Genomic DNA, 19,100 nt, shown 5'->3' on the forward strand with positions numbered 1-19,100 from the left:
ATTACTCTCCGACGTCAGCGACCGTGCCGCTGACGCGGTGCGACTTCCCGCGGAACAGCGCCACCATGCGCCCATCCTGGTTGCTGACCTTGATGTCGTAGACGCCGGTCTTGCCCTGCAAGGCCTGCTCCACCGCCTCTGCCACCAGCAGGTCGCCCTCAAAGCCAGGCGCCAGGTAATCGATCGTGCAGCCGGCGCCCACCGTGTTGAAATTGTGCGAATTGCAGGCGAAGGCGAAGGCGCTGTCGGCCAGCATGAAGATGTAGCCGCCGTGGCAGGTGGCGTGCCCGTTGAGCATGTCGGCGCGCACGCGCATCGACATGCGCGCATAGCCGGGGCGGATGGCGTCGAGCGTCATGCCCAGCGCCTGGCTGGCGGGGTCGCGTTCGTACATGGTCTGGCCGGCCAGTTCCGCCAGCGCCTGCGGATCGCTATGCATGAAAACGGGCTCCGTGCGGATTGGCGGCGATCTTGCGGCGCAGCAGGGGCGAGACGCGGTAACGGTCTTCGCCGTAGATGGTCGCCAGGTTGGCCAGCACCGCCACGATGTGCTCCAGCCCGACGCTGTCGGCCCAGGCCAGCGGTCCGCGCGGATAGTTGACGCCCTTCTGCATCGCGATGTCCACCGCGCGCGCGCTGCACACGCCCTGGTTGACCGCGTCGGCCGCTTCGTTGGCCAGCATGGCGACGGTGCGCATCACGGCCATGCCGGGCACGTCGTCCAGGCGCGTCACGGCAAAACCCGCCCCCTGGAACATGCCGACCACCGCGTTGTAGGCTTCGATGCTGCACTGGTCGGCTTTCGCCAGCGCGATGCGGGTGGCGCCGGCTGGGTCCAGCAGCAGGTCGTAGACGACGGTGTCGTCGTGCCAGCTTTCGGCGGCGCGCACGGTCGCGCTGCGGCCGTCGGTGAGATACACCGCGGCGCCCTGGCACACGAAGCCCGGCGTGCTGTCGAGGGTCTCTTCGCGGTGCAGCGCGTAGCCGGCAGCGCCGAGGCGCGCGGCCAGTGGGGCGAGCGCATCGGACTCGTTGCCGGTGATCGACACCGATGCCGGCTTCGCTTGCGGCGCCTCCTGCTGCACCACGGGCTGCCCGGCGCCCTCGCCATAGCGGTAGAAGCCGCGGCCGGTCTTGCGTCCCAGGAAGCCGGCATTGACCAGCTCCTGCTGCAGGATCGATGGGGTAAAACGCGGGTCGCCGAAATAGGCGTCGTAGACCGAATTCGTGACCGAGAAGTTGACGTCGTGGCCGATCAGGTCCATCAGCTCGAAGGGTCCCATGCGGAAGCCCCCGCAGTCGCGCAGCACGGCGTCGATGGTGGCCGGCTCGCCGGCCTGTTCCAGCAGCAGGCGCAGGCTTTCCGCGTAATACGGGCGCGCCACGCGGTTGACGATGAAGCCCGGCGTCGATTTCGCATGCACCGGGTTCTTGCCCCAGGCTTCGGCGGTGGCGTAGACGGTGTCGGCCACCGCCTTGTCGGTGGCGATGCCGCTGATGACTTCGACCAGCGCCATCAAGGGCACCGGATTGAAGAAGTGCATGCCGACCAGGCGTTCCGGCCGGCGCAGCTGCGCGGCGATGGCGGTCACCGAGATCGAGGAGGTATTCGTGGCCAGGATGCAGTCCTCGGCCACGATGCTTTCCAGCTCGCCGAACAGGGCGCGCTTGACCTCCAGGTTCTCGACGATGGCTTCGACCACCAGCCTGGCCTGGCCCGCTTCCTGCAGGCTGCCGATGCGCCGCAGGCGCGCGCCCGCGGCGGCCGCCTCTTCCTGGCGCATGCGGCCCTTCTCGACCAGCCTGGCGTAGGTGGCCTGGATGCCGGCGATCGCCTTGTCGGCCGCGTCAAGCCGGGTATCGAACAGCAGCACCGGGTGGCCGGCACTGGCCGCCACCTGGGCGATGCCGGAGCCCATGGCGCCGCTGCCGACGACGGCGACGACGCTGTCCTTCTCGAGTGCCTGCATGCTTACTCTCCCTTGAACTGCGCCGGGCGCTTGGCGATGAAGGCGGCCACGCCTTCGCGGTAGTCGTGGCTGTAGCCCAGCTCGCGCATCATCTCGCCTTCCAGCTTGAGCTGCTCCGGCAGGGTGTTGGCCCAGCTGGCCTGCAAGGCCTTTTTCGTGAACGCCAGGCCTTTGGTCGGCGCGCTGGCGAAGTGCTCGGCCATGGCCATGGCCTGGTCCATCAGCGTTTCGTCCGGCACGCAGGCCCAGATCAGCCCCCACTCCTCGGCCTTCTCGGCCGTGAGCTTCTCGCCCAGCATGGCGAGACCCGTGGCGCGCGCCTGGCCGATCAGGCGCGGCAGATGCCAGGTGCCGCCGGTGTCCGGGATCAGGCCGAGTTTACAGAAGGCTTCGATGAAGCTGGCCGACTTCGCGGCCAGCACGATGTCGCAGGCCAGCGCCAGGTTGGCGCCGGCGCCGGCGGCCACGCCGTTCACGGCGCAGATCACCGGCATCGGCAGCGACTTCAGGGTCAGCACCAGGGGAGCGTAGAACTTCTCGACCGATTCGCCGAGGTCGACGCCGGGCGCGCCCGGGGCCACGGCGCGGTCCTGCAGGTCCTGGCCGGCGCAGAAGCCGCGGCCGGCGCCGGTGAGCACCAGCACGCGCGCCGACTTGTCGGCCTGCAGCCTGTCGAGGGCGTCGCGCACTTCGAGGTGCATGGCCTGGGTGAAGCTGTTCAGGCGGTCGGGGCGGTTCAGGGTCAGGACGGCGATGCCGTTTTCGATCTTGAACTGGATGGATTCGTAGCGCATGGGGTCTCCGTATTCTTGTTGTCGGGCTTATTCCGCGATGTCGAAGTCGACCACCACCTTGTCGGTGATCGGAAAGCTCTGGCAGCTCAGCACGAAACCGCGCGCCACTTCATAGTCTTCGAGGGCGTAGTTGACGTCCATCTCCACCTGGCCATCCAGGACCTTGCAGCGGCAGGTCGAGCACACGCCGCCCTTGCACGAGTAGCGCATGTCGATGCCCGCGCGCAGGCCGGCGTCCAGCAGCGACTCCTTGTCCTTGTCCATCGTGAAACTGGCCGCGTTGCCGTCCATGATGACGGTGACTTCGGTCTGGTGCTGCGCGCCGGCGTCGATCTTGCGCGGCTTGTGCTCGTGCTTCGGGATGCTGGCGGCGAACAGCTCGATGCGGATCTGTTCCTTGGCCAGGCCGGCCGCCTGCAGCGAGCGCGAGACGCCGTGCATCATGTCTTCGGGGCCGCAGATGAAGGCCACGTCGATGTCGCGGATGTCGATCCAGTGCTTCAGGAAGTGGCCGCACTTCTCTTCGGTGATGCGGCCGTTGAACAGTTCGATGTCCTGCTGTTCGCGGCTCATCACGTAGACCAGCTTGAGCCGGTCCATGTACTGGTCCTTCAGGTCGGTCAGCTCGTCGCGGAAGATCACGCTGGACGAGGCGCGGTTGCCGTACACGACGGTGAAGCGGCTCTTCGGCTCGGCCAGCAGGGTGGTCTTCACGATCGACAGGATCGGGGTGATGCCGCTGCCGGCGGCGAAGGCCAGGTAGTGGCGCGCGCTGTGCGGGTCGAGCGGCACGTTGAAGTGGCCCATGGGCGGCATGACGTCCAGCGTGCTGCCGGGTTTCAGGTGCTCGTTGGCCCAGGTCGAGAACTGGCCGCCGTTCACGCGCTTGATCGCCACGCGCAGGGTATCGTCCTGCACCGCCGAACAGATCGAATAGGAACGGCGCACGTCTTCGCCGTCGATCATGGCGCGCAGGGTCAGGTGCTGGCCCTGCTGGTAGGCGAACTGCGCCTTGAGCTCGGACGGGACGTCGAAGGTGACGGCGATGGCGTCGCGGGTTTCATGCTTCACCTTGGCCACGCTCAGTGGATAGAATTTGCTCATCGGTCTCGGGGTGCCTTCAATGGCACTTGAAATAATCGAAAGGCTCGCGGCAGTCGAGGCACTTGTACAGGGCCTTGCAGGGCGTCGAGCCGAACTCGCTGGTGGGCTGGGTATGGGTGGAACCGCAGTGCGGGCAGGCCACGACCGGCGCCGGGCGGCGCCGGATGCCGGCATGCAGGCCGCTGATGTCGATCACCTGCTGGGCGGGCGGCGCGATGCCGTAGCTGGTCAAGGCGGCCTTGCCGGCCTCGCTCATCCAGTCGGTGGTCCAGGCCGGCGACAGGCGGCTGGCGATGCGCACGTCCCGCAAGCCGTGCGACAGCAAGGCTTGCTTCACCGCGTCGGCGATCACCCCCATCGCCGGGCAGCCGGAATACGTCGGCGTGATCGTCACCACACAGGTGCCGCCTTCGAACGCGACCTCGCGCACGATGCCGAGGTCCACCACCGAGATCACCGGGATCTCCGGATCGGCGACTTCGCCCAGCCAGTCCCAGACCTGCCCGGTGGTGATGCCGGCCGCGTTCATTACCACTGCGCTCCCGGGTAGGCGCGCTGCAGGAACTGCATCTCGGCCAGGATGTAGCCGAGGCGCTCGCTGTGGCGTCCCTGCTTGCCGCCGCGCTGCATCCAGGCGTCCGGCGAAGGCATCGACAGCGTCGCTTCGGCGAAGACTTCCGCCATGTGCCCGAAGCAGGCCTGGCGCAGCGCATCGGCGGCCGGGGCCACGCCCTGCGCCACCATGGCCTCGTCGACGGCGTCGTAGAGGAACATCTCGCCGCTGTACATCCACAGCTCGTCCAGCGCCGCCTGCATCCTGGCGCGGCTGGCCTCGGTGCCGTCGCCCAGGCGCACCACCAGGTCGCCGGAACGGCGCAGGTGGTAGGTCACTTCCTTGATCGACTTCTGCGCGATCTCGGCGATGCGCGCGTCCTTGGCCCGGGCCAGGCCGTCCATCAGGAAGTAGTGCCAGGTATCGAACAGGAACTGGCGCACCATGACCTCGGCATAGCTGCCGTTGGGCTGCTCGACCAGCAGGCAGTTGCGGTACTCATGGGCATCGCGGTGGAAGGCCAGGCGGTCTTCGTCGCGGCCACGGCCTTCCAGCTCGCCGGCATAGGTGAGCCACATGCGGGTCTGGCCCAGCAGGTCGAGGGCGACGTTGGACAGGGCCATGTCTTCTTCCAGGGCCGGTCCCTTGCCGACCAGCTGGCACAGCTGCTGGGACAGGATCAGGGCGTTGTCGCCCTGGCGCAGCAGGTACTCGATCTTTGCGTCCACAGCGGTACTCACAGGTTCTTGACTTCTTCCGGCATCGGGAAGAAGGTCGGGTGGCGGTAGACCTTGCTGTTGGCCGGCTCGAACAGCGCTTCCTTGTCGTTCGGGCTGCTGGCCACGATGTCCTGGGCGCGCACGACCCAGATCGATACGCCTTCATTGCGGCGGGTGTAGACATCGCGCGCGTTGTTGACCGCCATTTCGGCGTCAGGGGCGTGCAGGCTGCCGACGTGCTTGTGGGCCAGTCCGTGCTGGCTGCGGATGAAGACTTCCCACAGGGGCCATTCTTTGCTCATTCTGTTCTCCGTGTATTTCTTATGGACGAGTGATGCTGAAGCAGGTTGAACGCGTGGGCGGGAGACCCGCCCACCCTACGATCAAGCAGCGGCCTTGCGGGCGGCCTGCTTGTCGGCGTGGGCGACCAGGGCGTCGCGGAACCATGCGCCGTCTTCGTAGGCCTTCACGCGGGTGCGCAGGCGCTCGCGGTTGCAGGGGCCGTTGCCCTTCAGGACGTTGTGGAACTCGCTCCAGTCGATCTCGCCGAAATCGTAGGAGCCGCGCGCTTCGTTCCATTTCAGGTCGGGATCGGGGATGGTCAGGCCCAGGTATTCGGCCTGCGGCACGGTCTGGTCGACCATGCGCTGGCGCAGCTCGTCGTTCGAGAACAGCTTGATGCGCCAGGCGGTGGACTGGGCGCTGTTGACCGATTCGGCATCCGACGGGCCGAACATCATCAGGGACGGCCACCACCAGCGGTTCAGCGCATCCTGGGCCATCGCCTTCTGCTCAGGCGTGCCCCTGGCCAGCGCCATCATGATGTCGTAGCCCTGGCGCGCGTGGAAGGACTCTTCCTTGCAGACGCGCACCATGGCGCGCGCGTACGGACCGTAGGAGCAGCGGCACAGCGGGATCTGGTTGATGATGGCCGAGCCGTCGACCAGCCAGCCGATGGCGCCCATGTCGGCCCAGCTCAGGGTCGGGTAATTGAAGATGCTCGAATACTTCGCCTTGCCGGCGTGCAGGGCCTGCAGCAGCTCGTCGCGCGACACGCCCAGCGTTTCGGCGGCGCTGTACAGGTAGAGGCCATGGCCGGCCTCGTCCTGGATCTTGGCCAGCAGCACCGACTTGCGCTGCAGGGTCGGGGCGCGCGTGACCCAGTTCCCTTCCGGGAGCTGGCCCACGATCTCGCTGTGCGCGTGCTGCGAGATCTGGCGGATCAGGGTCTTGCGATAGGCCTCGGGCATCCAGTCCTTGGGCTCGATCTTGATGCCGGCGTCGATGCGCGCCTGGAACGCCGCTTCCTCGGCGCTCATGTCTTCCTCGGTACGAACTTTCTTGAGTCCGGTCTCCACCATTTGTGCGTACATGTCTGGTCTCCGTTGCAAACCTACTGAATCCATAATACGATACAAAAAATCGGATGTACACCAAAATTTTGAATCATATTGAGAAGATGGCGCCATGACAATTCCTACCAGCGGTACGACGAGTGGCGAGTGGGTCGCCGGCTACCTGGCCACCGATCCGCCGCGCCATAAATCGCTGGTGATGACCCTGTGCGGGGACGCCATCGCCCCGCATGGCGGCGCCTTCTGGCTGGGCAGCATGATCGAGCTGCTGGGCCCGCTGGGGGTGTCCGACCGCCTGGTGCGCACCAGCGTGTTCCGCCTGGTGCAGGACGGCTGGCTGGTGGCCAGCCGCGAGGGCCGGCGCAGCCGCTACGCGCTGGAACCGGCGTCGCTGCCGCGCCTGGCGCGCGCCAACCGCCGCATCTATTCCCCCCCCAGGCTGGACTGGGACGGCCGCTGGACCTTCGTGCTGGCGCCCAGCGGCAGCATCGACGGCGAGCTGCGCGCGCAGCTGCGCAAGGAGCTCGAATGGGAGGGCTTCGCGATGCTGGCCACCGGCGTGATGGCGCATCCGGCGCCGGCGCCGGATACGCTGCGCGACATCGTGGCGCGCAGCGGCGCGGCCGGCAGGGTGTACGCGTGCACGGCGGCCGAGCTGCCCGGCGTCGGGGCGCGTCCGCTGCCCGATCTGGTGGGTGATGGCTGGGACCTGTCGGCCGTGGCCGCGGCCTACCGCCAGTTCATCGCCCGCTTCACGCCGTTGCTGGCGCTGCTGGAAGCGGACACCCTGCTCGCCCCCCAGGATGCCTTCGCGATCCGCAGCCTGCTGATCCATGCCTACCGCCGCGTGCAGCTGCATGATCCGATGCTGCCGGTGGCGCTGCTGCCCCAGCCCTGGCCCGGCACCGACGCCTATGCGCTGGCCAGGCGCATCTACCTGCTGACCTGGGCGCGCGCCGAGGAGCACGTGCTGGCCATGCTGCGCAGGGAAGACGACACGACGGCGCCGGCCGATGGCGATTTCTACCGGCGCTTCGGCGGACTGGCGTGAAATCCGGCGGCGCCGCGGAAAACTAGTATGATCACCATTTTCCGCATTTTCCAGACGACAGGATACCCATGTCTATCAAGATCAGCAGCCAGTTCGACGCTGGCGCCATCGAGGTCGTGAACGCTACCAGCGCGAACGCCATCGACCTGAACATCCGCAAGGACTCGCACGCCGATATCGTCCAGTGGTTCTACTTCCGCCTGCAGGGCGCGCAAGGCCAGGCCTGCAGCATCCGCTTCCTGAATGCGGGCCAGGCCGCCTATCCGGCCGGCTGGGAAGGCTACCAGGCGATGGCGAGCTACGACCGCGTGAACTGGTTCCGCGTGCCGACCTCCTACGACGGCCAGGTGATGACGATCGAGCACACCCCGGGCATGGACAGCGTCTACTACGCCTATTTCGAGCCGTATTCGTGGGAACGGCACCTGGAGCTGCTCGACCGCGCCCAGATGTCCGAGCACGTGCGCATGCTGGACCTCGGCTCCACCGTCGACGGCCGCGACCTGAACATGCTGGTGATCGGCGAACCCGCGCCTGAAAAGAAGAAGGTGTGGGTGATCGCACGCCAGCACCCGGGCGAGACCATGGCCGAGTGGTTCGTCGAAGGCATGCTCGACGCCCTGCTCGACCCGGCCCACCCGTTCGGGCGCCAGTTATTGAATGAGTCGGTGTTCTACGTGGTGCCGAACATGAACCCGGACGGCTCGGTGCGCGGCAACCTGCGCACCAACGCGGCCGGCGCCAACCTGAACCGCGAGTGGATGAACCCGTCGATGGAGCGCAGCCCGGAAGTGTTCCTGGTGCTCCAGAAGATGCATGAGACGGGCGTCGACCTGTGCCTGGACGTGCACGGTGACGAGGGCCTGCCCTACGTGTTCGTGGCCGGCAGCGAATCGCTCCCGACCTGGACCGAGGCCCAGGCGGCGCAGCAGAAGCGCTTCATCGAGGACTTCAAGATCGCCAGCCCGGACTTCCAGGACGTGCACGGCTACGGCGCCACGCCCTTCACCGACGAGACCCTGACCATGGGTTCGTCGCACGTCACGCACGCCTTCGGCTGTCTGTCGCTGACGCTGGAGCTGCCGTTCAAGGACAATGCCAACGACCCCGACCCGCAGGTGGGCTGGGACGGCGCCCGCAGCGCGCGCCTCGGCGCCGCGGTGCTGCAGCCGGTGCTGAACGCCGTGCGCGCACTGGGCGCGCAGCAGGAGTAAGCGATGAGCGTGTTCTCCGCGCCGGTGTTCGACGCCACCGTGGTGTTCGAAGGCCAGGAACTGTTCAAGGGCCGCGGAGCGGCCCAGACCTGGGCGGAAAAGGTGGCCAGGGAGCTGGAAACCCCGGTGGCGGTCGAGAAGATCGGCACCGGCTGGGCCCTGACGGCCACCCTCGACGGCGCGCCGGTGGCCTGGGGCATCTACGGCCAGCGCCTGAGCAGGATCGAGCAGGCCCGCTGAATCCCGTAGGGTGGGCGGCTCCATCCGGTACGCCGCATTGCCTGCAGTGGATGCGCCGCCCACGCGTTCGGCCAGCGTGGAAGCGGACGTCACGCCTGTTCATGCGCGAGTTGAACGCGTGGGCGGCGCCAGCATCCGTTGCCACGCACGTTCCACGGTGAAGCCGCCCACCCTACGGGTAGCGTGCCCGCGTCGCGGCGGCCGCCTCGGCCACCATCTGTTCCAGCACCCCCACATCCACGTCGTCCAGCTTGCGCACATACAGGCAGGCCTTGCCCATCTTGTGCCGCCCCAGGCGCGCGCGCAGCGCGTCGCTCGGCGGCAGCTCGCAGGACAGGTAGATGCTGATGTCGCCCTTGCGCGACGAGAAGCCGGCCAGCGGCGCATCGCCTTCGCGCCCGCTGGCGTAGGTGTAGTGGTAGCTGTCGAAGCCGACGATGCCCGCGCCCCACATCACGGGCGGGGCGCCGGTCACGCGGCACATCATGTCGACCAGTGCCTCGCAATCCGCGCGCCGCGCGGCGTCGGGAATCGCATCGAGGTAGGCGCGCACGCTCGCCTCGGTGGGGAGCGTCTTGTTCGCGGCCATGGCGGCCTCAGAGTTCGGCGCCCAGGTGCTTGCCGACCCAGGCATGGGCATCCTCGAGCGAATCGAAATGCAGGGTCGCGATGGTGGTCTTGTCGGGCGCCAGGAAGGTGGCGTAGGCCTTGCGCGCCTCGTTGCCCGAACTGAGCAGGTCCGAGGGCTGGGACAGCTCGACGGTGGCCACCAGGTCGAGGTTCAGCAGCACGCTTTTCTGGCTGTTTTCCTTGTCGATGCGAACGAACTTGCTCATGCCGTGTTCCCCTTTCAGCTGCCGGCGACGACCATCTTCTCGATCAGGATCGAGCCGGTCGACTTGTTGCCGCGGTTCAGGACGTCGTTGCCGATGCCCGCGATCTGCTGGAACATCTCGCGCATGTTGCCGGCGATGGTGATCTCTTCCACCGGATACTGGATCACGCCATTCTCGACCCAGTAGCCGGATGCGCCGCGCGAATAGTCGCCGGTGACGTAGTTGACGCCCTGCCCCATCAGTTCCGTGACCAGCAGGCCCGTGCCCATCTTGCGCAGCATGCCTTCGAAGTCGTCGGCGCGGCGGGTCTGCGAGGACACCAGCTCCAGGTTGTGCGAGCCGCCCGCGTTGCCGGTGGTCTGCATGCCCAGCTTGCGCGCCGAGTACGAAGACAGGAAGTACCCCTGCAGCACGCCGTTCTCGACCACCTTGCGGCGCACCGTGCGCACGCCCTCTTCGTCGAAAGGCGCGGAGCCGACCGCGCCCACCAGGTGCGGATCCTCGACCACGCTGATGTGCTCCGGGAACACCTGCTTGCCGAGCGTATCGAGCAGGAAGGTCGACTTGCGGTACAGCGCACCGCCCGACACGGCCTGCGCGAAGGCGCCCAGCAGGCCCGCCGCCAGCGGCGCCTCGAACAACACCGGGCAGGTGCGGGTATCGAGCTTGCGCGCGTTCAGGCGCGCCAGCGCGCGTTCGGCGGCGTAGCGGCCCACGGCTTCCGGCCTGGCCAGCTTCTTCGGATCGCGCGCCGAGGTGTACCAGTCGTCGCGCTGCATCTTGCTGCCCTTGCCGGCGATCGGGGCGACCGAGATCGTGTGGCGCGAGAACGGATAGCCGCCGATGAAGCCGCGCGAATTGGCGCCGACGAAATGCGACTGCTGCACGTAGACGCTGGCGCCTTCGCTGTTGGTGATGCGCGGGTCGACCTCGAACGCCGCGTTCTCGCAGCGCTGCGCCAGTTCGACCGCTTCCTCGGTCGAGATCTGCCACGGATAGAACAGGCGCAGGTCGCGCGGGTTCGTTTCCAGCAGCTCGGCGTCGGGCAGGCCGGCGCAATCGTCTTCGGCGGTGAAGCGGGCGATGTTCCAGGCCGCTTCCACGGTGTCCTTCAGCGACCTGGTCGAGAAGTCGGAGGTATTCGCATTGCCGCGCCGCTGGCCATAGTAGACGGTAACGCCGATGCCCTTGTCGCGGTTCTGCTCGATGGTCTCGATCTTGCCTTTACGCACAGAAACCGACAGGCCGCTGCCTTCGCTGATCTCGACCGACGCATCGGTGGCGCCCTGCTCCCTGGCAAAGGCCAGCACGTCGCGGGCGAGCTGTTTCAGCTGGTCCTGGGTATGGGTAAAAGCGGAGTCGTTCATGTCGTGTTTGTCGTGGCGGGCCCTAAAACAGTTATCATAGCAGCCGTTTACAGTTTTCACTGATCGGCCCAGCGCCAATCGGATCATCCTCATCATGCCTAATCCAAACCGCGGTTCCGTCGGCTTCCAGTCCAATGAATTCGACCAGGAATACGAACGCCCCTCCAAGTCCGAAGCCAAGCGCCAGTCGAACGAGCTGCAGAAGCTCGGCGAGCAGCTGGTCGATGCGCCGCGCGACCGCGTCAAGCGCGTCGAGATGCCGGAAGACGTCAAGGAAGCCATTCTTGCCTGCCAGACCATCACCAACCACGAAGGCCGCCGCCGCGCGCTGCAGTTCGTGGGCAAGAAGATGCGCACGCTGGACGAGGAAGAAGTCGCCGTCATCCAGCGCACCATCGACAGCTGGAAAGGCGCCTCGAAAGCCGAGACCGCCGCGCTGCACGCCCTCGAGCGCCGCCGCGAGAAGCTGCTGGCCGACGACAAGGCCCTGACCCAGCTGCTGGAAGAAAACCCGGAACTGGACGTGCAGCACCTGCGCACCCTGATCCGCAACGCGCGCAAGGAACAGGCGGAGAACAAGCCGCCCAAGGCCTACCGCGAGATCTTCCAGATCCTGAAGGACCTGGGCAAGAAGCCGAAGCAGAGCGACGACGATCAGGAAGAATCCGGCGATGACGAGTCCGACGACGAGTGACGTGGCACTGGCGCATCCAGCGCTGACGCAGCAAGAATTGATCATCGGCCTGGTGTCGGTCTCGGACCGCGCCAGCGGCGGCGTCTATGAAGACAAGGGCATTCCCGCCCTGACCGACTGGCTGGCGCAGGCGATCACCACCCCCTACCGGATCGAGACCCGCCTGATTCCCGACGAGCGCGCGGAGATCGAGCGCACCCTGGCCGAACTGGTCGACGTGGCGCGCTGCCACCTGGTCCTGACCACCGGCGGTACCGGCCCGGCGCGGCGCGACGTCACGCCCGAGGCTACGCTTGCCATCGGCACCCGCGAAATGCCGGGCTTCGGCGAACAGATGCGCCAGATCAGCCTGCGCTTCGTGCCGACCGCGATCCTGTCGCGCCAGACCGCGGTGATCCGCGAGGTACGCATCGACGGCGCCGATCACGCGGCCCTGGTCATGAACCTGCCGGGCCAGCCCAAGTCGATCAAGGAAACCCTGGAAGGCCTGAAGGACGATGCCGGCAACGTGCTTGTCGGCGGCATCTTCGCGGCCGTGCCCTACTGCATCGACCTGATCGGGGGCCCCTACATCGAAACCAATCCGGCAGTGAGCAAGACCTTCCGCCCGAAATCGGCGCTGCGTCCGCCTGCCGCCTGACGCCTGACGCACAAAGGAAGCCATGGAACTGCTGCAAAACATCGAGATCGAAACCGCGCCGAACCCGCAGGTGGCCGTGATCTGGCTGCACGGCCTGGGCGCCGACGGCAACGATTTCGTGCCGCTGGTGAACGAACTGGACCTGTCCGGCCTGCCCGGCATCCGTTTCGTGTTCCCGCATGCGAAGACGATGCCGATCACGATCAACGGCGGCTACGTGATGCGCGCCTGGTACGACATCAGCGGCGCCGAACTGACCCGGCGCGAGGACGAAGGCGGCCTGCGCGCCTCGCAGCGCGACGTGGAAGCCCTGATCGCGCGCGAAAAGGCGCGCGGCATCCCGGCCTCGCGCATCATCCTGGCCGGCTTCTCGCAGGGCTGCGCCATGACCCTGCAGACCGGCATGCGCCATCCGGAAAAACTGGCCGGCATGCTGTGCCTGTCGGGTTACCTGCCGCTGGCCGGCGCGGTCGCCAGCGAGCGCACCGAAGAAAGCCTGGCCACGCCGGTCTTCATGGCCCACGGCACCCACGACAATGTCGTGCCCTTCGCGCGTGCGCGCGAGTCGAAGGAGGCGCTGCTGGCGCTGGGCTACAAGGTGGAATGGCACGAGTACCCCATGCAGCACGCGCTGTGCCTGGAAGAGGTGCGGGATATCTCGGCCTGGATCAGGAAGGTGCTGGCCTAGGGCGGACGGCGTCGCCGTCCACCCGGCCCGGCCTTACTTCGGGAAGGCCACCACTTCCTGCTGCTGTTCGCCCAGGCCCGCGATTCCCAGCCTCAGCTTGTCGCCCTTCTTCAGGAAGCGCTGCGGCGAGCGCCCCATGCCCACGCCCGGCGGGGTGCCGGTGGTGATGATGTCGCCCGGCTCCAGGGTCATGAAGCGCGACACGTAGCTGACGATCCGGGCCACGCTGAAGATCATGCTCGACGTGTTCCCGCTCTGCATGCGCTTGCCGTTCACCTCCAGGTAGAGGTCGAGGTCCTGCACGTCGTGGATCTCGTCGCGCGTGACCAGGAAGGGGCCGACCGGACCGAAGGTATCGCAGCCCTTGCCCTTGTCCCACTGGCCGCCCATCTCGAACTGGTAGGCGCGCTCGGAGACGTCGTTGACCACGCAGTAGCCGGCCACGTGGTTCAGGGCCTCTTCTTCCGTCACGTACTGCGCGCGGGTACCGATCACCACGCCCAGCTCGACTTCCCAGTCGGTCTTCTTCGAGCCCTTCGGCAGCTGCACCGGATCGTCCGGACCGGACAGGCTGCTGGTCGCCTTCAGGAAGAAGATCGGTTCGCTGGGCGGCTCGGCCCCGGTTTCCGCCGCATGGTCGGCATAGTTCATGCCGATGCCGATGAACTTGCCGACGCCTTTCACCGGCACCCCGAAGCGCGGCGTGCCGCGCACCAGCGGCAGCGTCTTCGGATCGATCCTGGCCAGCTTGCGCAGGGCCTTGTCGCCCAGCGTGGCGGCGTCGATGTCGCCGATGATGGCGGACAGGTCGCGCACGCGGCCCTCCTCGTCGAACAGGCCCGGCTTTTCCTTGCCCGGGCGGCCATAGCGCACCAGTCTCATTGCTGTCTTCCCCTTGTGAACGTGCCCGGATGGGCCAGCCGCGGATGATACCAAGGATCGGCGCGGCCGGTGGCCTGGCAGCCTAGTGGCTGAGCAGGTAGGCCGAGATGTCGAGCGCATCGCGCTCGCTCACGCCCATGTTGGGCATCGCCGTTTGCGGGTCGACCGCCTGCGGATCGCGGATCCAGCGCACCAGGCCGGCCTGGTCGCCGCGCAGGCCGCCGGCCAGCGTCTCGCGCCGCGCCATGTCCTCCAGCGGCCGGCCGACATATACCTTCGAGCCCGGCACACCGGGAATCTGGTGGCAGGACTGGCAGGCGTACTGCGTGACGGCGATCTTGCCGCGCGCCGGATCGCCGCGCACGCCGGCCGGCGGCCGGTCCGGCGCGCAGCCGGCCAGCGCCAGCACCACGGTCAGTGCCAGCGCCCTCATGGCGCGGCTCCGGCGGGCGCCGACGCTGCACCGTCAAGAGCGCGGTCCGGAGCGACCCAGTCCCTGAACTCCGGCGCGCCCAGCGAAGGCAGCAGGGTCACGAAGGCCACCACCGCCCATAACTCCTCTTCGCGCAAATGGTATTCCCAGGCCGGCATGCCGCTCATCTTGATGCCGTTCCGGGTCACCCAGTACAGCTCGCGCGTTTTCCAGCGCTGGGTGGCGTCCACCAGCGGACCGGGAATCGGCTGCATGCTCATGCCGATCGTCGATTGCGCCACCCCGGGGCCGCCGTGGCACTGCAGGCACTTGTCGCGGTAGATCCGGGCGCCCAGGCGCAGCTGCTGCGGTTCGCCAAAGCCGGTGGCCGGCACCCGCACCGCGCGCGCATGGTGGCGCACCGACCGCGTCATGCCTTCCTCCAGCACCGTGTATACGAAGGGAACATGCTGGGCCGTGGCGCCGATGTTGTACCAGCCGCCGAACAGCAGCGCGAGGCCGGCCGCGCCGGCGCCGGCGCCCAGCACCAGCAGCGTGGCGAGCACGGTCTTCAGGATCAGCCTGTGGCGCGAAGAAGGCATTGTGCGGGGTGCGTCCGATTGGAGTCGTTAAAAAAAATGCATCATTCTTTGTGTATTATAAAAGCCACTTAACAATTGTGATTTCCAAGCGTGCGCACCAGTCTCCCTCACGACCACGTCCGCCAGGCATGCCGGCGCGACGGCATGGCACTGGCCCGTCTGGCCCCGCTGGCCTCCCTGGCCTCCCTGGCCTCCCTGGCCTGCCTTGTCCTGCTGGCCGGCTGCGCGGAAGAAGGCAGGCCGCCCCGCGTACCGGGCGGCGACGCCCGGCAGGGCCTGCGCCTGGTGACCCAGTACCAGTGCGGCGCCTGCCACGCGATCCCCGGCGTGCAGGGCGCGGCCGGCCGCGCCGGTCCGGCGCTCGACAACATCGGGCGCCTGAGCTACATCGCCGGCCGCATCCCCAACCAGCCCGCCAACATGCAGCGCTGGCTGCGCGCCCCGCACGCGCTCAAGCCCGGCACCGAGATGCCGCCCATGGGCCTCACGGAACAGGAAGCGCGCCACGTGGCGGCGTTCCTGTACACGCTGCGATGAACGGCCTGCATTCGGTGCTGGAGCCGGGCGGCTGGGATGCCGCCATCATCAGCGGCTTCGCCTGGGTGCTGTTCGGCGCCGGCACCGTGATCTTCCTGGCCGTGATGGCCCTGCTGCTGCTCAGCCTGCGGCGCCAGGGGCGCCCCGCGCGCGCGCTGCTGTGGATCGGCGGCGGCGGCATCGCCTTCCCGGTGCTGGTGCTGAGCGCGCTGCTCGGCTGGAGCACCTGGCGCAGCACCCAGCTGGCGCCGCAGTCCTCGCAGGGAGCACTGAGCATCTCGGTGACCGGCAAGATGTGGTGGTGGGAAGTGCGCTACCGCGACCCGGCCAGCGGCCGCGAGATCGTCAGCGCCAACGAGATCCGCATTCCCACCGGGCGCGCGGTCTACCTGGGCCTGACCTCGGCGGACGTGATCCACAGCCTGTGGCTGCCTTCGCTGGCCGGCAAGCGCGACATGGTGCCGGGCCGCGTCACCGGCCTGACCCTGCGCGCCGACAAGCCCGGCATCTACCGCGGGCAGTGCGCCGAGTACTGCGGCGCCCAGCACGCGAAAATGGCGCTGCACGTGGTGGCGCTGGCACCGCAGGAATTCGACGCCTGGCTGGCCGAACAGGGACAAGCCGCGCGGCCGGCCGACAGCCCGCTGCTGGAACGCGGGCGCGCCGCCTTCCTGCAGCAGCGCTGCCAGGTCTGCCACACGATCCGCGGGGTGGCCGAGGAAGCGCGCCTGGGCCCCGACCTGACCCACGTCGGCAGCCGCCTGCACATCGGCGCCGGCCTGCTGCGCACCCACCGCGACAGCCTGGCCGGCTGGATCGCCGACCCGCAGGCCGCCAAGCCGGGCGTGTTCATGCCCGGCTCGCAGGACCTCGACCAGGACACGCTGCATGCGCTGGCCACCTACCTGGAACACCTGAAATGACGCAGTCCACGCCTACGCCAACGACACTCCCGAATTCGCTGCCGCGGCCGGACGGCGAATTCGAACGCCTGAAGGAAGTCTGGCGCACGCCCACCGGCTGGCGCTTCTTCACCTCGGTGAACAACACCAGCATCGGCCTGCTCTACATCGGTACCGCGCTGCTGTTCTTCATCCTGGCCGGCATCCTGGCGCTGGTGATGCGGGTGCAGCTGGCGGTGCCCGACAACACCCTGCTCTCGCCCGGCACCTACAACCAGGTGTTCACCATGCACGGCACGGTGATGATGTTCCTGTTCGCGATTCCCATCGTCGAGGCGATCGCGGTCTACCTGCTGCCCAACATGCTGGGCGCGCGCGACCTGCCCTTCCCGCGCCTGTCGGCCTACGCCTACTGGGCCTATGCCTTCGGCGGCCTGGCCTTCTTCTGCACCATCTTCGTCGGCCTGGCGCCGGACGGGGGCTGGTTCATGTACCCGCCGTATACGGGCACCCAGTATTCGCCCGGCCTGAACGCCGACTTCTGGCTGCTGGGGATCGGCTTCATCGAGATCTCGGCGATCGCCGGCGCGGTCGAGCTGATCATCGGCATCCTGTTTACGCGTGCGCCCGGCATGACGCTGCGCCGCATGCCGGTGTACGCCTGGGCCATGCTGGTGGTGGCGGTGATGATCGTGTTCGCCTTCCCGGCCGTGATCGCCGGCACCGCCCTGCTGGAGCTGGAGCGCGCCTTCGACTGGCCCTTCTTCATCGCCGAGCGCGGCGGCGACCCGATCCTGTGGCAGCACCTGTTCTGGTTCTTCGGCCACCCCGAGGTCTACATCATCTTCCTGCCGGCGGCCGGCATGGTCTCGACCATGATCCCGACCATCGCCGGCACGCCCCTGGTCGGGCGGCGCGCCATCATCGTGGCGCTGGTGGGGGTAGGCTTCTTCAGCTTCGGCCTGTGGGCCCACCACATGTTCACGGCCGGCCTGGGCGTGCTCGAGATGAGCTTCATCTCGGCGGCCAGCATGGCGGTGGCGATCCCCACCGGCATCCAGGTGTTCGCCTGGATCGCCACCCTGTGGAACGGGCGGGTGCGCATGCACGCGCCGGCGCTGTTCCTGATGGGCTTCATGTTCATCTTCGTGCTGGGCGGGCTGACCGGGGTGATGGTGGCCGTGGTTCCCTTCGACTGGCAGGTGCACGACACCTATTTCATCGTGGCCCACCTGCACTACGTCCTGATCGGCGGCATGGTGTTCCCGGTGTTCGCCGCGCTGTACTACTGGCTGCCGCTGGTCAAGGGCCAGCGCCTGTCGGAAAAACTGGCGCGTCCCGTGTTCTGGATGATGTTCGGCGGCTTCAACCTGGCCTTCTTCCCGATGCACATCACCGGCCTGCAGGGCATGCCGCGCCGCGTCTATACCTATGACGCGCAGCTCGGCTGGAACCTGCTGAACATGCTCTCCACCGTGGGCGCCTTCGTGTTCGCCTTCGGCGTGCTGCTGTTCATCGTGGATGCGGTGCGCACCCTGCGCCGGCCCGAGAAAGAGGTGGGCAACCCGTGGAATGCGCCCACGCTGGAGTGGCTCACCTCCGAATCCTATGGCAACCGCAGCATCCCGCGCGTGCACTCGTCCGACCCGCTGTGGGAGCAGCCCACGCTCAGCGAGGAGGTGGACCGCGGCCAGCACTACCTGCCCGGCACCGCCACCGGCCTGCGCGAGACCATCGCCACCAGCCCGGTGGGCGCCGAGCCGCGCTACCTGATGGTGCTGCCGGGCGACAGCTGGCTGCCTGTCATCGCCGCCCTCGGCACGGCGGGCTTCTTCCTGCTGCTGACCGTGAAGGCGATGCTGCTGGCCTGGCTGTTCGGCCTGATGGCGGTGGCCGGCACCGTGGCCTGGCTGTGGCAATCGGACCGCAAGCCGCCGATACTGGAAGCGCGGGTGGCGGACGACCTGGTCTTGCCGGTGAACGCGAAGACCACGTCCTCGCAGTCCTGGTGGGGCACGATGGTGATGCTGGTGGTCGACGCCTGCATCTTCGCTTCCTTCGGCTACGCCTACGTGCACGTATCGATGCGCCTGATGGTCTGCCCGCCGCCCGGCGCCGCCCTGCCCGCGCTGTCCTGGCAGCTGGCCTCGGCCGGCCTGCTGGTGGTGGGCTCAGTGCTGATCGTGCTGGCCGGCCGCGCGCTTGGCAAGCGGCGCCTGCCCTGGCTGGTGCTGGCGGCGCTGGCCTCGACCTGCGCCGCCTTCCTGCTCGACCTGCGTGGCCATGCCTTTGCCGGCCTGGAACCGAGTGCCAGCGCCTGGGGCGCCGCGATCGGCGCGCTGCTCGGCTACCAGGGCCTGCACGTGGTGGTGCTGGCGATCGCCGGTCCCTACCTGTGCCTGCGCGCCTGGCGCGGCCTGCTGGGCGCGCACAGCCGGGCGACGCTCGACAACGTCAGCCTGCTGTGGCACTACACGACGCTGCAGGGACTGGCCGGTATGGCGCTGGTGCGCGGCCTGCCGCTGCTGATGGAGTAAAGC

General features: G+C 67.7%; 23 protein-coding genes. 9 read left to right on the top strand and 14 right to left on the bottom strand.

Going from position 1 to position 19,100, the window contains the following annotated elements; all coding sequences use genetic code 11:
- Nucleotide 1: 1 nt before the first annotated feature.
- The 8 genes from paaI to paaA all read right to left on the bottom strand — a co-directional run bounded on the left by paaI (nucleotide 2) and on the right by paaA (nucleotide 6,513).
- Nucleotides 2–439 (bottom strand): hydroxyphenylacetyl-CoA thioesterase PaaI, encoded by a 438-nt coding sequence (gene paaI, locus LCI23_RS11705; protein WP_224946641.1) that lies wholly within the window; start codon nucleotides 437–439, stop codon nucleotides 2–4.
- Nucleotides 432–1,970, bottom strand: coding sequence for a 3-hydroxyacyl-CoA dehydrogenase PaaH (gene paaH / locus LCI23_RS11710; protein WP_224946642.1), 1,539 nt, complete (start codon nucleotides 1,968–1,970; stop codon nucleotides 432–434). The genes paaI and paaH overlap by 8 nt, the downstream gene beginning before the upstream one ends.
- 2 nt (nucleotides 1,971–1,972) lie before the next feature.
- A complete protein-coding gene (gene paaG / locus LCI23_RS11715; RefSeq protein WP_224946643.1) occupies nucleotides 1,973–2,764 on the bottom strand; it encodes a 2-(1,2-epoxy-1,2-dihydrophenyl)acetyl-CoA isomerase PaaG in 792 nt (263 codons plus the stop codon).
- A 27-nt stretch (nucleotides 2,765–2,791) separates the two neighbouring features.
- Complete coding sequence (gene paaE, locus LCI23_RS11720; protein WP_224946644.1) at nucleotides 2,792–3,868, bottom strand: 1,2-phenylacetyl-CoA epoxidase subunit PaaE; 1,077 nt, start codon at nucleotides 3,866–3,868, stop codon at nucleotides 2,792–2,794.
- Nucleotides 3,869–3,884: 16 nt separating this feature from the next.
- Complete coding sequence (paaD, locus tag LCI23_RS11725) at nucleotides 3,885–4,397, bottom strand: 1,2-phenylacetyl-CoA epoxidase subunit PaaD (RefSeq protein ID WP_224946645.1); 513 nt, start codon at nucleotides 4,395–4,397, stop codon at nucleotides 3,885–3,887.
- Nucleotides 4,397–5,161, bottom strand: coding sequence for a 1,2-phenylacetyl-CoA epoxidase subunit PaaC (gene paaC, locus LCI23_RS11730; RefSeq protein ID WP_374041167.1), 765 nt, complete (start codon nucleotides 5,159–5,161; stop codon nucleotides 4,397–4,399). Before paaC ends, paaD begins: the two co-directional genes overlap by 1 nt.
- A complete protein-coding gene (gene paaB / locus LCI23_RS11735; protein ID WP_224946646.1) occupies nucleotides 5,158–5,442 on the bottom strand; it encodes a 1,2-phenylacetyl-CoA epoxidase subunit PaaB in 285 nt (94 codons plus the stop codon). Before paaB ends, paaC begins: the two co-directional genes overlap by 4 nt.
- Nucleotides 5,443–5,523: 81 nt before the next feature.
- Complete coding sequence (gene paaA, locus LCI23_RS11740; RefSeq protein ID WP_224946647.1) at nucleotides 5,524–6,513, bottom strand: 1,2-phenylacetyl-CoA epoxidase subunit PaaA; 990 nt, start codon at nucleotides 6,511–6,513, stop codon at nucleotides 5,524–5,526.
- Between the two features lie 94 nt (nucleotides 6,514–6,607).
- On the opposite strand from paaA, the gene paaX reads away from it, so the two are divergent.
- From paaX to LCI23_RS11755, 3 genes are all read left to right on the top strand, one after another.
- Nucleotides 6,608–7,546, top strand: a complete 939-nt coding sequence (paaX, locus tag LCI23_RS11745) for a phenylacetic acid degradation operon negative regulatory protein PaaX (protein ID WP_224946648.1) — start codon at nucleotides 6,608–6,610, stop codon at nucleotides 7,544–7,546.
- A 68-nt stretch (nucleotides 7,547–7,614) separates the two neighbouring features.
- On the top strand, nucleotides 7,615–8,760 hold the full coding sequence (locus LCI23_RS11750; RefSeq protein ID WP_224946649.1) for a M14-type cytosolic carboxypeptidase: 1,146 nt from the start codon (nucleotides 7,615–7,617) through the stop codon (nucleotides 8,758–8,760).
- 3 nt (nucleotides 8,761–8,763) lie between these two features.
- A complete protein-coding gene (locus tag LCI23_RS11755; protein ID WP_224946650.1) occupies nucleotides 8,764–9,000 on the top strand; it encodes a hypothetical protein in 237 nt (78 codons plus the stop codon).
- A 172-nt stretch (nucleotides 9,001–9,172) separates the two neighbouring features.
- Here LCI23_RS11755 and LCI23_RS11760 read toward each other — a convergent pair whose 3' ends face one another.
- Genes LCI23_RS11760 through pmbA form a run of 3 tightly spaced genes read right to left on the bottom strand, consistent with a single transcriptional unit; the run spans nucleotide 9,173 to nucleotide 11,203 of the window.
- Nucleotides 9,173–9,589 carry a DUF1801 domain-containing protein gene (locus LCI23_RS11760; protein ID WP_224946651.1) on the bottom strand — a complete coding sequence of 139 codons (417 nt, stop codon included), beginning with the start codon at nucleotides 9,587–9,589 and terminating at the stop codon, nucleotides 9,173–9,175.
- Between the two features lie 7 nt (nucleotides 9,590–9,596).
- Entirely contained in the window at nucleotides 9,597–9,836 is a 240-nt protein-coding gene (locus tag LCI23_RS11765) for a hypothetical protein (RefSeq protein ID WP_224946652.1), read from the bottom strand.
- A 14-nt stretch (nucleotides 9,837–9,850) separates the two neighbouring features.
- On the bottom strand, nucleotides 9,851–11,203 hold the full coding sequence (pmbA, locus tag LCI23_RS11770) for a metalloprotease PmbA (protein ID WP_224946653.1): 1,353 nt from the start codon (nucleotides 11,201–11,203) through the stop codon (nucleotides 9,851–9,853).
- A 94-nt stretch (nucleotides 11,204–11,297) separates the two neighbouring features.
- Between pmbA and yjgA the strand changes: the two genes are divergently transcribed.
- From yjgA to LCI23_RS11785, 3 genes are read left to right on the top strand one after another with little or no spacing between them, the layout of a single operon-like run.
- The gene (gene yjgA / locus LCI23_RS11775) at nucleotides 11,298–11,897 is read left to right on the top strand and encodes a ribosome biogenesis factor YjgA (RefSeq protein WP_224946654.1); all 600 of its coding nucleotides are present in this window, start codon (nucleotides 11,298–11,300) and stop codon (nucleotides 11,895–11,897) included.
- Entirely contained in the window at nucleotides 11,875–12,537 is a 663-nt protein-coding gene (mog, locus tag LCI23_RS11780) for a molybdopterin adenylyltransferase (protein WP_224946655.1), read from the top strand. The genes yjgA and mog overlap by 23 nt, the downstream gene beginning before the upstream one ends.
- Before the next feature lie 22 nt (nucleotides 12,538–12,559).
- On the top strand, nucleotides 12,560–13,225 hold the full coding sequence (locus LCI23_RS11785) for an alpha/beta hydrolase (RefSeq protein WP_224946656.1): 666 nt from the start codon (nucleotides 12,560–12,562) through the stop codon (nucleotides 13,223–13,225).
- A gap of 33 nt (nucleotides 13,226–13,258) precedes the next feature.
- Here LCI23_RS11785 and LCI23_RS11790 read toward each other — a convergent pair whose 3' ends face one another.
- From LCI23_RS11790 to LCI23_RS11800, 3 genes are all read right to left on the bottom strand, one after another.
- Nucleotides 13,259–14,107 (bottom strand): fumarylacetoacetate hydrolase family protein, encoded by an 849-nt coding sequence (locus LCI23_RS11790; RefSeq protein WP_224946657.1) that lies wholly within the window; start codon nucleotides 14,105–14,107, stop codon nucleotides 13,259–13,261.
- 82 nt (nucleotides 14,108–14,189) lie between these two features.
- Nucleotides 14,190–14,540: a cytochrome c family protein gene (locus tag LCI23_RS11795; protein ID WP_224946658.1), complete on the bottom strand. Its 351-nt coding sequence runs from the start codon at nucleotides 14,538–14,540 to the stop codon at nucleotides 14,190–14,192.
- The gene (locus LCI23_RS11800; RefSeq protein WP_224946659.1) at nucleotides 14,537–15,121 is read right to left on the bottom strand and encodes a cytochrome c; all 585 of its coding nucleotides are present in this window, start codon (nucleotides 15,119–15,121) and stop codon (nucleotides 14,537–14,539) included. The genes LCI23_RS11795 and LCI23_RS11800 overlap by 4 nt, the downstream gene beginning before the upstream one ends.
- A gap of 144 nt (nucleotides 15,122–15,265) precedes the next feature.
- On the opposite strand from LCI23_RS11800, the gene LCI23_RS11805 reads away from it, so the two are divergent.
- From LCI23_RS11805 to ctaD, 3 genes are read left to right on the top strand one after another with little or no spacing between them, the layout of a single operon-like run.
- The gene (locus LCI23_RS11805; protein ID WP_224946660.1) at nucleotides 15,266–15,658 is read left to right on the top strand and encodes a cytochrome c family protein; all 393 of its coding nucleotides are present in this window, start codon (nucleotides 15,266–15,268) and stop codon (nucleotides 15,656–15,658) included.
- Nucleotides 15,655–16,581, top strand: a complete 927-nt coding sequence (locus LCI23_RS11810; protein ID WP_224946661.1) for a c-type cytochrome — start codon at nucleotides 15,655–15,657, stop codon at nucleotides 16,579–16,581. Before LCI23_RS11805 ends, LCI23_RS11810 begins: the two co-directional genes overlap by 4 nt.
- Nucleotides 16,578–19,097 (top strand): cytochrome c oxidase subunit I, encoded by a 2,520-nt coding sequence (gene ctaD, locus LCI23_RS11815; protein WP_224946662.1) that lies wholly within the window; start codon nucleotides 16,578–16,580, stop codon nucleotides 19,095–19,097. The genes LCI23_RS11810 and ctaD overlap by 4 nt, the downstream gene beginning before the upstream one ends.
- Nucleotides 19,098–19,100 lie beyond the last annotated feature (3 nt).

Origin of the sequence: Massilia sp. MS-15, assembly GCF_020176695.1 — a bacterium.
In the GTDB taxonomy this organism is placed as follows: Bacteria; Pseudomonadota; Gammaproteobacteria; order Burkholderiales; family Burkholderiaceae_D; genus Telluria; species Telluria hydrophila.

Coding starts and splice junctions, on each gene's coding strand:
- paaI (WP_224946641.1), bottom strand. CDS start 439: ATGCATAGCGATCCGCAGGCGCTGGCGGAACTGGCCGGCCAGACCATG.
- paaH (WP_224946642.1), bottom strand. CDS start 1,970: ATGCAGGCACTCGAGAAGGACAGCGTCGTCGCCGTCGTCGGCAGCGGC.
- paaG (WP_224946643.1), bottom strand. CDS start 2,764: ATGCGCTACGAATCCATCCAGTTCAAGATCGAAAACGGCATCGCCGTC.
- paaE (WP_224946644.1), bottom strand. CDS start 3,868: ATGAGCAAATTCTATCCACTGAGCGTGGCCAAGGTGAAGCATGAAACC.
- paaD (WP_224946645.1), bottom strand. CDS start 4,397: ATGAACGCGGCCGGCATCACCACCGGGCAGGTCTGGGACTGGCTGGGC.
- paaB (WP_224946646.1), bottom strand. CDS start 5,442: ATGAGCAAAGAATGGCCCCTGTGGGAAGTCTTCATCCGCAGCCAGCAC.
- paaA (WP_224946647.1), bottom strand. CDS start 6,513: ATGTACGCACAAATGGTGGAGACCGGACTCAAGAAAGTTCGTACCGAG.
- paaX (WP_224946648.1), top strand. CDS start 6,608: ATGACAATTCCTACCAGCGGTACGACGAGTGGCGAGTGGGTCGCCGGC.
- LCI23_RS11750 (WP_224946649.1), top strand. CDS start 7,615: ATGTCTATCAAGATCAGCAGCCAGTTCGACGCTGGCGCCATCGAGGTC.
- LCI23_RS11755 (WP_224946650.1), top strand. CDS start 8,764: ATGAGCGTGTTCTCCGCGCCGGTGTTCGACGCCACCGTGGTGTTCGAA.
- LCI23_RS11760 (WP_224946651.1), bottom strand. CDS start 9,589: ATGGCCGCGAACAAGACGCTCCCCACCGAGGCGAGCGTGCGCGCCTAC.
- LCI23_RS11765 (WP_224946652.1), bottom strand. CDS start 9,836: ATGAGCAAGTTCGTTCGCATCGACAAGGAAAACAGCCAGAAAAGCGTG.
- pmbA (WP_224946653.1), bottom strand. CDS start 11,203: ATGAACGACTCCGCTTTTACCCATACCCAGGACCAGCTGAAACAGCTC.
- yjgA (WP_224946654.1), top strand. CDS start 11,298: ATGCCTAATCCAAACCGCGGTTCCGTCGGCTTCCAGTCCAATGAATTC.
- mog (WP_224946655.1), top strand. CDS start 11,875: ATGACGAGTCCGACGACGAGTGACGTGGCACTGGCGCATCCAGCGCTG.
- LCI23_RS11785 (WP_224946656.1), top strand. CDS start 12,560: ATGGAACTGCTGCAAAACATCGAGATCGAAACCGCGCCGAACCCGCAG.
- LCI23_RS11790 (WP_224946657.1), bottom strand. CDS start 14,107: ATGAGACTGGTGCGCTATGGCCGCCCGGGCAAGGAAAAGCCGGGCCTG.
- LCI23_RS11795 (WP_224946658.1), bottom strand. CDS start 14,540: ATGAGGGCGCTGGCACTGACCGTGGTGCTGGCGCTGGCCGGCTGCGCG.
- LCI23_RS11800 (WP_224946659.1), bottom strand. CDS start 15,121: ATGCCTTCTTCGCGCCACAGGCTGATCCTGAAGACCGTGCTCGCCACG.
- LCI23_RS11805 (WP_224946660.1), top strand. CDS start 15,266: ATGGCACTGGCCCGTCTGGCCCCGCTGGCCTCCCTGGCCTCCCTGGCC.
- LCI23_RS11810 (WP_224946661.1), top strand. CDS start 15,655: ATGAACGGCCTGCATTCGGTGCTGGAGCCGGGCGGCTGGGATGCCGCC.
- ctaD (WP_224946662.1), top strand. CDS start 16,578: ATGACGCAGTCCACGCCTACGCCAACGACACTCCCGAATTCGCTGCCG.